Origin of the sequence: Acinetobacter sp., from assembly GCF_039596015.1 — a bacterium.
GTDB lineage: Bacteria > Pseudomonadota > Gammaproteobacteria > Pseudomonadales > Moraxellaceae > Acinetobacter.
Map to the genome: position 1 here is coordinate 289,959 of NZ_JBCNKN010000002.1, position 15,078 is coordinate 305,036.

Below are 15,078 nucleotides of genomic sequence, written 5' to 3' on the forward strand. Positions count from 1 at the left end.
TTGATGTCATACGAAACGCAATCTACGGATTGCGTTTTTTTATTTTCGACAACACACCATGTCGATATATCACGACTTATAATGTAATTTATGTATTGTATAAGGCAAAACTTTTAAATATTTCAAAATCGAAATAAAAGCCAAGACCCAGCATTTTACTCACTCAACAATGAATGATCTCCATCCATTTGCAAAAGCATAAAAATCTTAATCACCTTTAAATTTACAATTTTGAGTACATAATCGATATGCTTTTTTGGGGAAATCGCTCCCACATTTGTTATCTAGATGATAGAGACACCTTCCACAAATTCAGTCTTTAATTTCCCTTTTGCCAATTATTTTTCTAATTGAAGAATTTTTTGTTGTGGAGTGAATTGACGTTTAGAGGATTTTGGCATGATTTTAGAAGTCCAATCTTGCTGTCCAAACCTACGAAGCCAGACAAGAACTATTGATCTTCCTTGCATACCATATTTTACTTGAACTTGCTTGTAAGTAAGTTACCCTTTTTCAACTTCCTGTATCACCATCATTTTAAAGGCAAAGGAATAATTTCTCTGAGTACCTTGAACCCTCTGGCTTTGTTCACGTTCAATAAAATAAGTCTTCTATGTGTAAACTCACTTCAGAACGGTAGATAACCCACATAAAAAAAGCGACCCATCAAGAGTCGCTTTTTTAAGCATCAACGATCAATAATTATTGAGCAGCTGGCGCTTGTTGAGTAGGTTGAGCTAGAACTGTACGGCTACCAGTGATAGTAGCGAATACACGACGGTTCATTGCACGACCTTCTTTTGTATTGTTGTCAGCGATTGGTTGATCCCATGCAAAGCCTTGAGTAGACAAGCGAGATGCATCAACGTTGTATTCGTTTACAAGAGCTGATTTAACAGAGTTAGCACGAGCTAAAGATAAACGTTCGTTTAACTTACGTGGACCAGTGTTATCAGTGTGACCTTCGATACGAGCAGTTGCATTTGGATATTCAGCCAATTTTTCAGCAACTTTTGCGATTTCAGGTTTGTACTGAGGTTTGATGTTAGATTTGTTTGTATCAAAGAACACACGAAGTTCCATGTTCAAATCTTCAGTCAATTCTTGAGGAGCTGCCTGAACTGGTGCTGGTGCAACAGGTTGAACGTCAACAACTGGAGCAGCAGGTTTCAAGTGACCACCGATCACTACGTTTAAACCAGCAAGTGCTGTGTAGTTCCAGAATTGCTCATCAATGTTATAAGTCGCACGTGCTTCTGTACGAAGAGACAAAGCATCGTTCAAGCGCCAGAAAGCACCTAGACCAACGTTACCTAGAGTACCTTGTTCAGTCAAACCACGACCTGTACGACCGAATTGATCAGGAGTAGCGCCATCAAATTTGTATTTATAGTGACCAGCACCTAACAATACATATGGTTTGATTTTGCTGTCATAGTTTTTAGTGATCAAATCAGAAGTAACATAGAAGTTACCGTTGATTTGTTGTTGCTTATATTGAGCACCAGAAACAGTACGATCAACGTCACCTTTTACTTGCATGTATTCGGTTTCGAAACCTAACCAAGGAGTTAATTCAACACCAAGTGCTGCACCAACTGCAAGGTCATTTTGCATTTCTGCAGGGCCTGTTGATAGGTGATCACGGCCATTATTGTGTTGAGTGTCTTGGAAAGTGTAACCAAGTAACAATGGAGTTACTGTAACACCTGCATTTGCAACAAATGGAGAAGCTGCAAGCACTGTAGCAAGAGCAATACGACTCAATTTCATGGATATCCTCCAGAGATAACAATTTGTTTTTAAGCGTAGCTTAAAATTTTTGTCAATTTACTGAAATAATACTTTATTCCAGTTTGTTCTTTTTAAGCCATCATTTTGCATGAATCAATCACAATAAACAACAACACAAGTGACTGATAATTCTAAGTAAGCGAATTATTGACAAAAATTCTTACAATTTCCGTTGTAATTCGGTAACTTTTCACTCAACTCTTACAAAAGAAAAGCTTATGGCTATTTTGATTCACATTTTAACAGCAATCTATCATTTTTCGTATTTTTTTATCATTTAAAATTTCAATATACAACCTTATAATACAAAAATATTATATATCCAATATTATTAATCATTTATGCATTTTAAAAGAAACGATGGTATTACATTATTTGAATTAACAATCACGATCGCAATTTTTACTATTTTATATTCGTTAGCAGTTCCTTACTATCACGACTTTAAAGCTAAGCAAGAAGCGCAATATCTCCCATCCCTTTTGCAGCAATATCTTTCTCGGGCCAAACACCTCGCTTTAACTCATCATAATAACCTTGTGATATGTTCTAGCCCCGACTTAGAACAGTGTGGGCAAGATCATTGGGGTTATGGCTTTATTCTATTTTTTGATAAAAATCAAAATAAAATATTAGACAATAATGAATCATTGATTGCCAAACATCGTACAAATATCACATATGGCACGTTGTCTTGGAAAGGAAGCTTAAAAAACTCATCTATTACATTTCAGGGAGATACGGGTTTACCAAGAGGTTCTATTGGCAGTTTTTATTATTGCTCATCATCGCTTAATATACAGCACAGAGTCATTTTAAATATGGTTGGTGGTGTTCGACACGAATCTCAATCTACCACATGCTAATAACAAATACGCAGTACGCTACCTAGAAACACTTAAATAAAAAACCCTTCAAAAAAGAAAGAAGGGTTTTTTATTAACATAATTTATTTACAACACATCAAACACCGGTTTGGTAACCTGCTTGCTGATTTGCAGTAGAAATCTGGTAAGGGTTTACAAAATCATTCAGCCCTGCCGCAGCCTCATGGATATCCTTACCTTCTTTAATCACAAAACTATCAAAACCTGAGCGTTTTAAATAATTTAAAATATCTTTAAACACATCGCCGACTGCTCGGAGTTCACCTTTAAAGCCTTGTCTACGCAATAAAGCAGCAAAGGAATATCCACGCCCATCATTAAACCCTGCGAAATCAATAAAAATCGCATCAAGTTCATTCAAAGGGAAGTCATGATCCTCTGGTGAGACATCAACAGTGACAAAAAGTGCCTTTTTACCTGTAATTTGGCTCAATAGTTGTAATTGATCTGCTTTTACAACCACATCGCCTGCTGGAATAACACCCTCTTCGCTCACAACCTGATAATGATTGTCTGCAATCGTGCCATCTTTATAAAGCACTTGTAATAAAGGATTAAGCATATGCGCGCTCCTTAAATGGCTGGATTCCAACTCGACGATAGGTATCAATGAACTCTTCACCTTCTTGACGTAAATCAAGGTATGTATTCAAAATTTCGTCGACAACATCTGGCACAACTTCAGCAGCAAACGATGGCCCTAAGATATCACCAATTGAGGCATCATGGTCTGAATTACCACCAAGTGTTATTTGATAGAATTCTGCACCTTTTTTATCGACACCTAAAATACCAATATTGCCGACATGGTGATGCCCACATGCATTCATACAACCTGAAATATTTAAATCTAGATGACCTAAATTATAAATCGTATCCAAATCATCAAAACGGCGCGAAATGGCTTCAGAAATTGGAATTGATTTTGCATTCGCCAATGAGCAGTAATCACCACCAGGACAACAAATGATGTCGGTAATAAAGCCAATGTGTGGACGTGCCATATTGGCTTTGTCTAATGCCTGCCATAACTCAAAGAGATCTTTTTGTGGTACATCAGCCAAAGCAATATTCTGCTCGTGCGTTGTGCGTAACTCACCAAAAGTGTATTGATCCGCAAGATCTGCAATAAAGTTCATTTCTTCGGTGGTCATATCACCCGGTGCAACGCCAGCACGCTTCAAGCTAATAGTAACAATACGATAGCCTTGTACTTTATGTGCATGTGTATTGACATTAAACCATTGTTTGAACTTGGGATGCTGCGCAAAAAGTTCTGTAAAGTCTTGGTCTTTTAAATCTTTATAATCAAAAGGTGTAAAGACATGATCCATTTTTGCTAAAAGCTCTGGCTTCACTTGTAAGTTTTGGCGTGTATATGCAAATTCAGCTTCTACTTTCTCAGCAAAAACTTCTGGTGTCATTGCTTTTACCAAAATTTTGATTCGTGCTTTATATTTATTATCACGACGTCCATGCAAGTTATAAACACGTAACACCGCTTCTAAGTAAGCAATTAAATCTTCTCTTGGTAAAAATTCACGAATCACACTACCAATGATTGGTGTTCGTCCAAGTCCACCACCCACTAAAATTTTATAGCCCATTTCGCCAGCAGCATTTTTCACAATGTACACGCCAATATCGTGAAATGCTGTTGCTGCACGATCTGTTTCTTCTAATGCTGAAACGGCAATTTTGAACTTACGTGGCAAGAAAGCAAATTCAGGATGGAAGGTACTCCACTGACGGATAAGTTCACACGTTGGACGTGGATCCGCAATTTCGCCAGCAACAACACCTGCATATTGATCTGTTGTTGTATTACGAATACAGTTTCCAGAAGTTTGAATTGCATGCATTTGTACAGTTGCAAGTTCTGCAAGAATATCGGGCACATCTTCTAATGCAGACCAGTTTAACTGGATATTCTGACGTGTTGAAACATGTGCGTATCCACGGTCATATTTTTTAGATATTTCTGCGATCTTGCGCAACTGCTTTGAATTCATCAAGCCATAAGGCACTGCCATACGCAGCATTGGTGCATAGCGTTGTACATATAGACCATTTTGCAAACGTAAAGGACGATATTCATCCTCTGTCAGCTTGCCCGCTAGGTAGCGTTCTGTTTGGTCACGGAATTGTGCAACTCGTTGATTCACCAGTTGCTGATCGAAATCAGTGTATAAATACATGGCTTTTAGCTAGTAAGTTTAATTTTAACTGATATAGCATAAAGTGGTTTGTTTCATCAATAAAATGTTTTTTTTACATATTTAATAGCGGTTTTATTGATAAAGATTTATTTCAGATATAAAAAAGCCCAGCCGAAGCTGAGCTCTCTTACAAAGTTGAATCAAAAATTACTTTTTATCAGGTAATGCATAAGCAACAAGATAGTCGCCCATTTTTGTACCGAATGAACCATGACCACCAGCCATAATCACAAGGTATTGCTTACCATTGATTTCATATGTCATTGGTGTTGCTTGACCGCCCGCAGGTAAACGAGCTTCCCACAACTTATCACCATTGCTTACATTGAATGCACGGATATAGTCATCTTGTGTCGCAGCAACAAACATCACATTACCAGCAGTTGAAATTGAACCACCTAAACCAGGGACACCAATTTTCAATGGTGGCAATTGGAACAGATTTGGCAAGCTATCACGAACCGTACCAATACGTTTTTTCCAAACGATTTGATGTGTATTTAAATCAACACCTGCCACAAAGCCCCAAGATGGTTGTTTACAAGGTAAACCAATTGGCGATAAGAATGGTTTAATTTCTACACCGTATGGTACGCCATACATTGGTTGAATACCTTGTTCTGTACCAGAACCTTTGGCTGTTTCAGGACGATTTGGATTTTCAGGAATCAAACGGCTCACAAACGGTAAACCAATCGGGTTCATTACAGCAACCTGACGGTCTGTATTTACAGACATTCCACCCCATTCAAACACACCAAGGTTTCCAGGGAATACCAAAGTACCATTTTCAGACGGTGGTGTATAAATACCGTTGTAGTTCAATTTTTTGAAGTAGATACGACATGCTAACTGGTCAAACATTGTGGCACCCCACATTTGTTTATCAGTCAATTTGTCTTTTGGTGCTAAATCAAGGTCAGAGAACGGTTGAGTTTTTGAATACCACTCACCTTTTGTTTGCGGACCATGTTCAACTGTTTGAGGAACTGGACGCTCTGTAATTGGTACAATTGCTTTACCATTACGACGGTCTAGAACAAAGACATTACCTGTTTTTGTTAACACGTAAATAGCTGGAACCATTTGACCAGACTTATCTTTCACGTCAGCCAAAGAAGGTTGTGATGGTACATCCATATCCCACAAGTCATGGTGAGTTGTTTGGAAGTTCCACACCAATTTACCTGTTGTACCATTTAATGCCAACATTGAGTTTGCATAACGCTCTTTCAGCTTATCGCGGTCACCACCCCAAATATCTGGTGTACCCACACCTGTCGGCACATATACGATATCTAATTTAGAATCATACGCTAATGGTGCCCAAGCATTTGGAGAGTTATGAACAAATTTTTGACCAGGTCCAGGAATCGCATTCGGATCTTGCGCACCTGTATCAAATACCCATAACAATTTACCAGTATTCACATCATAACCACGGATAACACCTGATGGCTCTTTTGTTGAATAGTTATCTGTTGTAGAACCTGCAATGATAATTGTAGTTCCTGTCACAACAGGCGGAGAAGTTGGGTTATATCCACCGTCATAGGCATATGGCATATCTTTTTGTAGATCAACTTCACCATTGTTACCAAAGTCGGTACAACGCTGACCATTGTCTGCATTAACTGCAACCAAACGACCATCGTTCACAGGTAAAATTACTTTACGTGGACATTGTGTTGACGTAGATTGTTTATGTTGCAAACTTGCAGCAAATTCAGTCGTATTATTTGCATCAAAATAAGACACACCACGACAAGTTAAATGCTGGAAGCTTGGATCTGATTTCAACTTCGGATCAAAACGCCATTTTTCTTTACCAGTCGCAGGATCAAGTGCCACTAACTGTTGATGTGTTGTACACATGAACATATTGTTGCCAATTTTAATTGGTGTAACCTGATTAGTCACTTCACCCGGATCATTTGCTGTTTTTAAGTCGCCTGTACGGAATGTCCAAGCAACTTTCAAATCTTTGACGTTTTGATCATTGATTTGCGTTAATGGTGAATAACGAACACCACCCTGTGTACGGCCATACGCAGGCCAGTCACTCTCTGATACGCCTGCAACAGCTTGTGCTTTTTCAGGCTGTTTACTGGTGATCGTACCATTGATTTCTTGTGGATCATTAAAGATCGAATACACCATGACTAAAATAGCAAAAGCCAAGGTTGCACCGAGTGCCATGCGCGCACTAGATGCAGGTTGTTGAATACCACGTGTCGCAACTGGCACTAACAACCAAATACCCAAAACACCCAACACGCCTAAACGTGGTGTTAATGCCCAAAAGTCTGTACCAACTTCCCATAATCCCCAAATGGTTGTACCTAAAATTAATACGGCATAAATCCATAAAGCGGTTGTAGAACGTCGAAATAATAAGATTGCTGTAACGAGCAGGAGGATACCTGTAATTACATAATAAATTGAACCACCGAGAATACCGAGCCAAAGCCCGCCACCCAGAAGAATCAAACCAATTACTGCTAGAACAATAGCAGTAAAGGTTCTTATGCCTGAACTCTGTGAGGGTTGAGTCATAAAAACACCTCTGTATTTGCAATAAATAAAATAATTCAACACAAAAAAGCAAGACTCTTTTTTGTGTTATATCATTCAAAAAAATGAGTTATCTTTTCATAAAAAGAACACATCACCACGAACTAGCAAAGCACTAATTTGTTTGTTTTTTGTTCAGAACAAAAAACAAACCGTGGTGATGATAAGTTTAGAGTTGTGAGTTTAATCACGGAGATAAGAAAACACTTTCACTTAGAATGCAGTGATAAATTTCACACCACCAACCCAAGCATTATTTCCATCTTTTAACGCACCAACATGACGAACATATTGTACATTTGGACGTACTGTTAACCAGTTAGTTGCAGCAATACCATAGTAAATTTCTGAGTTATACTCAGTATCTACGTCTTTGCCTACATAAGCATCTTTATTCACATTAATTTGAGAAAAACCAATCGCTAACTCGTCTTTTGGACGTGCATCAAACAAACCTTTGTATGCTACTGATAAGCTTTGCATGTTTTTCACACGGCTTGTATCTGCATCAAAGAATGCAGCTTGACCAGTCACACTTAAACCACGTGAAGCATCACCATTTACACTGGTTAATTGCTGTGTAAATGAAACCCAACCACCTTGGCCATGATCTGTTTTTGTCGTATTTTTAACGACAGAAGCATCAGCTGTGCTGTAGTAATAACCTGCACGGTATTCACCAGGAAGCCCATTCACAGTCGATTTTGGCTGCCAAACAAGTTCTACAGGTAAAATAGCACCGTGAGAACCATCTGTACTTAAATTAAAACCTTTACTACGTTTTAAGTTTTCAGGGTTATATTCATACACCCCAACTTGAGCAAAAACTTCAGGTGTAAAGTTATATTTTACCCGTGCCGCCCACTGGCTGACTGGCCAGTTATGGATTTGATCCCCAGCATCCCAGTTACCAATCTGACCGCCACAAAGTGCAAGGTTTTGGAAGTCACAGGCTGCGCTGTTAAAGTCTTCACCTTCACCAAAACGACCAACTTTTACATCTAACTTTTGATTAAGAAATTTTTTCTTGATCCACATGTCAGTTAAACGTGTCGTTTGACCGCGACCATAAACTTCTTGACTTGAACTTAATTGACCATCTAAAGCGTCAGCCTCATTCTTCACATCATGCCCATCACGATTGGTGATGGTAATTTGCGCTTCAGTGTCTTGCCAACCTAAGATTTTTTGTAAATCAAAGTGCGCGCCCACAGCAACTTGGCCTGTGTAAGCCGTACCATGATTTGAGGTATTTTTAGAATCAAGAATATTGGCAACTTCACCAGTATAACCAAATGAAAAATCATAACCTTGATTTTTCAATGCTGTGCGCTGACCATTCCAGTCACCTAGCATATATGGGCTATCGGCATCAAATGCATTTGCAGCATGGGTTTGACCAGCCATTGCAAGTGCCAATGCACACAGGGATAAACGAAAAGATGGAGAGAATTTAGTCACAACTGTAATCCTTTGAGCTTGCGAACGCGCGTAGGATACTATTATTTTTGTAAAAAATGTTAGGTATTTTGTTAATTTATTGATTTGCTTTTATTTAATCCTGATTATTCTATAAAAAAATACCCAATATTCCAAGTATTAAGCTTCAAGTTGTTTATTATGCACGCAATTTTAAATTAAAAGACTAAAAAACAAACAAAGTATATATCATTTAAATAAATATCAATGCACTAACATGTGTCGACTTTTATTTTAGCAAAATATCTATAAAACCGGTGTTGGTCTGTTCAAATATGTACAAAATAATGTCATATTCCGCCATTTTAGTCGCAATTCCCTACATTTAAAATGCTTGAAAGCTTTACAGACCATGTAAATTACCTTAATAATTCTTTATCTCCATTTAGGTCAATTATTTGTGAATATCAAAACGATTGAAGGAATCAATGTCAGCCGTGACACCATTAGCATTCATTTTGTGAATGCAGCGCTCACTGGTGTAAAAAAAATGGGCATGGATATTGAATCCTTACTTTCACATGTTGGAATCGAAGCCGAATTACTAAAACAACCCAAGGCACGAGTTTCTCCTGAACAATACACGCGTTTTATTCAAATGTTGTGGATGGTAACTCAGGATGAACATGCTGGTTTTTCTCCAGAGTCTCGACGTCTCGGTAGCTTCGCGATGATGTGCCAGCTGATTATTCACGCAAAAACACTTGGTCAAGCTTTAGAACTATCTGAACAGTTTTATCGTTTATTCAGAGATGACTGGTTTATTGCTATTGAGCGCGATAAACACGAGGCACGTTTAATTCCACTCATTCCAAAATCACAAGATCCAGATCATTTTATGACAGAGAGTATGTTGATGATTTGGCATGGTCTGGCTTCATGGCTAATTGATCGTCGAATTTCGCTGGAACGTGTCAATTTTGACTACCCTCGCCCTGAACAGGCAGATGAATACGATGCTTTATTTTTTGCACCATTAATGCAGTTCGATACAGCTCGTACAGAAATCACTTTTGCAGCAGACTACCTAGATCTTCCTATTCGTCAAAATGAAGAAACGCTAGAAGAATTCTTAAAAGCAGCACCTGCACAACTTTTAGTTAAATTTAAGAATACCAATTCATTAACTTCACGTATTCGTGATGTTCTAAAAAGCCACATTGGCGAAGAAATGCCAACATTAAATGATGTTGCATCCATGTTATACCTTTCACCACAAACTTTACGTCGTCGTTTAGCGTCAGAAGGGAAAAGTTATCAAGGTGTAAAAGATGCGCTTCGTCGGGATGCTGCCATTCATTTACTCTTACAACCTAAACTCACATTAGAAGATGTCGCTCAACAAGTCGGTTTTAGTGAAACCAGCACTTTCCATCGCGCATTTAAAAAATGGACAGGTGTAACACCAGGTCTATATCGCCAGTTGCATGGTGCTTTATAAATCGACGCAAATTGGTGCATGATCAGAATCATTCTATCATGCATCTTAATCCCCCTTCCGATTCGTCGATATCTTAAAAAATTATTCCAAGACCTTCTTAAACTTCATTTTATGCCTGATTCAAGTTGCTCAAAACAATAATATATATAAATATTTAATTTAATTGACCAAAAAACAATCAAATTATTTTTTTATTTTTCCTATCGTAAATGAACTTTTTTAATATTTTTTTTATCTTAATAATGACAATTATTGTCACTCAAAAACCTATATTAAAATTAAAATCTATTAAATATATATCCAGCATCATTTCACACTTTATCTTTTGATCAAGAAAAACTGTCATATTCTTAAACTTTAAATACTATACATTAAAAGAATATATTAAACCATGATTTAATCACACTATATAATTGAATTTTAAAAATTTTCCATGATTGACATCATCATTTTAAACTCTATAATCCAAACACAAGTTCAAGCAATCATTTAGATTTAAATGATATAAAGATTTTATATTTTGTTTTTAATTATGCTTTTATAGCATTACAGAATAGTCTTCGGTGGGTACTATGGGGCCTGGAAATTTATCAGCTATAAAAATTTCATCTGATATTCCAGTTGTACCTACCGAAGCCTTAAATACCGATCATTCAATGGATAATTCAACACTCCAAATTAAGAAATCCCAACCAATCAAATCTGGCAATATCACACTATGAATTTGTATTTTTAAAAGAGAACTAAATTTTTCTTAAGTTCTCATATTTACATCAAGTGAGTAGAACTCACCCCTATTCACTCTTCACATTATCTATCTGGATTTAATTTTGATCGCTAAATTTCAGTTCAATAGAAGTAAAGGTTTATTGACAAACAACCTTGATTCAAAACAACTGAATTGGCTATCATTGCGAAAAGATTAAAAAGAAGTAGCCATGCCTAAGTTGTTCATCGGGAAAATTAGTAAGCAACTTTTTGCTGCTATGCTTGTTATTGTTCTTACTTTATTTATTATTGCGATCCCACTGATTTTAACCAGCTATAAAAACTACCAACTAGCAATTCAATCTCTACAACAAATCAAAATTTTACAATCTCTTACGCTACTTTCTAACAAAATTAGCCGTGAACGTGGCCCCAGTAATTTCGCTATGTCACAGCCAAACAACCAGAAACAGCCTTCTATTATTGCTCTGAATAAATATAGGCATGAAGTCGATTTACAATTTGATCAGACCATTACTGAGCTTAAAAACCAAGGTTATGATGATTTAGCGGCCAATATTTCAATTCAAGTACGCCCAAGTCTACTTAAAGCGCGCCAACATATTGATGCTTACCTTGCATTACCAGATCATCAACGTACTTCTGCACAAATGTATCATGCAATTATCGATATGTTTAATGTTTGGAATAGCAACTATACTGTTTTAAAACAATATTATTATCAAACCAATCATTATAGCCAAAATATTTCGGACAGTTTTACACTGATTTTTATACTTGCAGATTTAAGAGACCAATCGGGTCGTATTGCCTCAAATATTATTGCACCTGTGACATTTAACGAACCTATTCCGGAAATAAATAAAGAACGTGCCTCTAATAATCGGCAAAATATTTTATATCTCTGGAATATTATTCAAGCTATTAATGCTCAAAAACGACTTCCAGCTGAATATTATCAAAAACAAAAAATTGCTGAATATAGATACCTGCGTAAAGGTTTAACAATGATTGAGCAGGAAATTAAACAAGGTAATCATCCTAAATATATTTTTAATGGCCCTCAGCTTACTGAATTATTTGTCGATAAGCTTGGTAGTATTGTCGACCTACAAAGTTATATTTTAAAATATAGTATCGATACAGTAAATAAAAATATCCATTCTGCAAAATTACTCTTTTTAATTACCTTATTTCTTTTATTGGTTGCATTAAGTATTTTAGTTTTTATTATTTTTTATATTCATGCACATGTATTTTCACCATTATTAAAAGTCAAAGACATTGTTTTATCACTTGCAGAACAAAAACAGCCCATTACACATATCGAGTTCCCAAAAATCTCACAACATAATGAGTTCTATTCATTATTTGAAGCACTTGTAGAACTTGAGCATAGGCTAGAACAACGTAAAATTTTAGAACAAGAACTTAATCAAATTGCCCATACCGATTCGCTCACCAATATCAATAATCGCCTTGCTCTTGAAAATTACATTAATTTTTTAGAAAAACACCCTGCACAATTTTTAAAAACGGGACTAATTATTATCGATGTCGATAACTTTAAAGATATTAATGACTCTTATGGACATGTTATTGGTGATCAAGCTTTAGTTTTCGTTGCAACTCAGTTGAAAAAATATATTCGACCTGACGATCAGGCTTTTCGCTATGGCGGGGATGAGTTTTTAATTTTATGTGATCAGGTTGATGCTCAAACTCTACTCTGTTTAGCCAATAAAATAAAGCAGGCTTTTTCGGACAAATATTTAGAAGTTGATACTCAACCACACAAATTGCAGTTGTCAATTAGTATGGGCATTGCACTTAACTGTACGTCTTGGATTGATTTAATATCTAAAGCAGATCAATCTTTATTTGTTTCAAAAACACAAGGTAAAAATCGGATTACCTTTTTACCCACGGACATATAATTATCACGATATTGGCATCACCAATACCGTGATTTTAAGCGTTTAACAACGGCAGCCTAGACGTTCCTGATCGACTTGTTCATCTTCTAATAGGCGCTGTAAACTTTGTTTTTCAATGCCATACATTGCTTTAAGTGCTTCAATTTGTGCCATGATTTTTGGATCTGGCTGATCCAGTTGTTTACGCTTAATTGCCAAAATCATTTTGTTTTTACTGGTATGCTCAAGTCCAATAAATTCAAATACTTTCGTTTCATATCCATACGCATTTAACAATAAAGCACGTAAGGCATCTGTCAACATTTCCGCTTGTTGTGTTTGATGAATACCATATTGCAACATGGGTTTTAGAACTTCTGGACTTTTAAATTGTGGACGCAATTCTTTATGACAACATGGCGCACACATAATCATAGAAGCATTTAATCGAATACCACAATGAATTGCAAAATCTGTCGCAATATCACAAGCATGTAACGCAACCATCACATCTAGTTTTTCAGGTTGGTAACTGCGGACATCGCCCTCAAAAAAACTTAAAGACTGAAAGCCATTCTTTTGTGCAACATCCTGACAAAATTCAACTAAATTATGTCTTAATTCAACACCAGTAATATGTGGTTGCCAACCTTGTTGCTGTAAATAATCATACATCGCAAAGGTGAGATAGCCTTTTCCAGACCCAAAATCAACAATTTGAAGCTCTTTTTGCTGTGTCGGCAAATCTGCAATTGCATTTGAAAAAATTTCAGTAAATTTATTAATCTGCTTCCACTTTTTCGCCATGCTTGGAATTACTTTGGCTTGCTGGTCAGTAATCCCCAAGTCTTGTAAATATGGCTGTGTCAATTGTAAATAACGCTGCTTTTCACGATTATGTGTATTGGCTTGCTGCTGATTCACCTGCTGTCTTTTGCTCTGGATAAGCTGTACTTTCTTCTTATTCTTTTTGAGCTGTAACTCAGCATCATTCAATAATAAATTTGCTTGCTTACACTCAGACAATAGCTGCTGGATCTGCTGTAGCGCCTCTTCAAAGCTATAATTTTTTGTAATATCTTGTGTTTTATATCGATAAATACAACTCAACTTCGCTTGTTGCTGTAATGCGACAGGTTTAAAAATAATTTTCTCAAGGTCGGTTTGTTCACCATGATACTGGCTCAAGATTAAGCGTTCAAAACGCTGCTCTGCCAAAGCCTGTTCCAATGCTAAAAACCATTCTTGTTCTTGCTCAGAACTTTGTTGCCATATCGACATAAAAACCACAACCTGTATCAATTTACAAATCAATTGTAAATGTTCTTACTTTAAAAGCAAAATTAAATTAATATACAAGTGTATTTTTAATATAAGTTTTCATATGAAGGCCACCACCTTAGCATCCTATGATGCAACAGAAGAAAAACTCAATGTCCTAACCCATGGTTTGGGCTGTCTGATTGCCGTGGTCGCAAGTATCTTTTTGCTTGCACAATCGATCTCTCTTCCACTTGGTCAATGGCTCAGTCTGTGGGTATATGGTGTAAGTCTGATTCTTATGCTTGCTAGCTCTACGCTTTATCACTGGTCTAAAACCGAACAAAAACGCCACTGGTATAAAAAACTCGACCATATTGCCATTTATTACCTGATTGCAGGGACATACACACCTTTTTTAAGTATTAATATTCCAACAGCAAAAGCACATTATTTACTGATTGCCCTTTGGAGTATTGCTGCAATTGGAACCATCTTTAAACTTGGCTTTGCACATCGTTTTGAGAAAGTATCTCTTATCGCTTATTTATTAATGGGATGGTTTGCTGTTCTGATGATAGATGACATGCAGCGTTATCTTGCCTCAGACTGCCTAAAACTTTTAGTAATTGGGGGCTTGGCTTATACCATTGGTGCTATTTTTTATGCTTTAAAAAAAATTAAATACACCCATGTGATTTGGCATGTTTTTGTATTGATTGGCGCAGCAGCGCACTTTTTAGCTGTGTTTTTATATGCAAAACCATAATTAAAATCGG

At 36.7% G+C, this 15,078-nt stretch carries 10 protein-coding genes and 1 pseudogene; 4 read left to right on the top strand and 7 right to left on the bottom strand.

What is annotated here, in order from left to right; genetic code table 11:
- Nucleotides 1–413: 413 nt before the first annotated feature.
- Both ABDV70_RS03110 and omp38 read right to left on the bottom strand, forming a co-directional pair.
- Nucleotides 414–536, bottom strand: a pseudogene (locus ABDV70_RS03110) (IS3 family transposase); the annotation flags it as partial.
- Between the two features lie 166 nt (nucleotides 537–702).
- Nucleotides 703–1,773, bottom strand: coding sequence for an outer membrane protein Omp38 (omp38, locus tag ABDV70_RS03115; RefSeq protein ID WP_343595329.1), 1,071 nt, complete (start codon nucleotides 1,771–1,773; stop codon nucleotides 703–705).
- Nucleotides 1,774–2,135: 362 nt separating this feature from the next.
- Between omp38 and ABDV70_RS03120 the strand changes: the two genes are divergently transcribed.
- Nucleotides 2,136–2,660, top strand: coding sequence for a GspH/FimT family pseudopilin (locus tag ABDV70_RS03120; protein WP_343595331.1), 525 nt, complete (start codon nucleotides 2,136–2,138; stop codon nucleotides 2,658–2,660).
- Nucleotides 2,661–2,757: 97 nt separating this feature from the next.
- Here the strand turns inward: ABDV70_RS03120 and ABDV70_RS03125 are convergent, their stop codons facing one another.
- The 4 genes from ABDV70_RS03125 to ABDV70_RS03140 form a co-directional block, all read right to left on the bottom strand.
- Entirely contained in the window at nucleotides 2,758–3,243 is a 486-nt protein-coding gene (locus ABDV70_RS03125; RefSeq protein WP_343595333.1) for a DUF934 domain-containing protein, read from the bottom strand.
- Complete coding sequence (locus tag ABDV70_RS03130; RefSeq protein ID WP_343595335.1) at nucleotides 3,236–4,879, bottom strand: nitrite/sulfite reductase; 1,644 nt, start codon at nucleotides 4,877–4,879, stop codon at nucleotides 3,236–3,238. Before ABDV70_RS03130 ends, ABDV70_RS03125 begins: the two co-directional genes overlap by 8 nt.
- Nucleotides 4,880–5,047: 168 nt before the next feature.
- Nucleotides 5,048–7,456, bottom strand: a complete 2,409-nt coding sequence (locus ABDV70_RS03135) for a glucose/quinate/shikimate family membrane-bound PQQ-dependent dehydrogenase (RefSeq protein WP_343595337.1) — start codon at nucleotides 7,454–7,456, stop codon at nucleotides 5,048–5,050.
- Nucleotides 7,457–7,687: 231 nt separating this feature from the next.
- Nucleotides 7,688–8,881: a carbohydrate porin gene (locus tag ABDV70_RS03140; RefSeq protein ID WP_343595485.1), complete on the bottom strand. Its 1,194-nt coding sequence runs from the start codon at nucleotides 8,879–8,881 to the stop codon at nucleotides 7,688–7,690.
- Nucleotides 8,882–9,443: 562 nt separating this feature from the next.
- On the opposite strand from ABDV70_RS03140, the gene ABDV70_RS03145 reads away from it, so the two are divergent.
- Together ABDV70_RS03145 and ABDV70_RS03150 are read left to right on the top strand one after the other, a co-directional pair.
- Entirely contained in the window at nucleotides 9,444–10,394 is a 951-nt protein-coding gene (locus ABDV70_RS03145) for an AraC family transcriptional regulator (RefSeq protein ID WP_343595486.1), read from the top strand.
- A 938-nt stretch (nucleotides 10,395–11,332) separates the two neighbouring features.
- Nucleotides 11,333–13,060 carry a GGDEF domain-containing protein gene (locus ABDV70_RS03150; protein ID WP_343595339.1) on the top strand — a complete coding sequence of 576 codons (1,728 nt, stop codon included), beginning with the start codon at nucleotides 11,333–11,335 and terminating at the stop codon, nucleotides 13,058–13,060.
- 42 nt (nucleotides 13,061–13,102) lie between these two features.
- Here the strand turns inward: ABDV70_RS03150 and ABDV70_RS03155 are convergent, their stop codons facing one another.
- Nucleotides 13,103–14,320, bottom strand: coding sequence for a methyltransferase (locus ABDV70_RS03155; protein ID WP_343595341.1), 1,218 nt, complete (start codon nucleotides 14,318–14,320; stop codon nucleotides 13,103–13,105).
- A gap of 103 nt (nucleotides 14,321–14,423) precedes the next feature.
- On the opposite strand from ABDV70_RS03155, the gene ABDV70_RS03160 reads away from it, so the two are divergent.
- A complete protein-coding gene (locus ABDV70_RS03160; protein ID WP_343595343.1) occupies nucleotides 14,424–15,068 on the top strand; it encodes a hemolysin III family protein in 645 nt (214 codons plus the stop codon).
- Nucleotides 15,069–15,078: the final 10 nt, after the last annotated feature.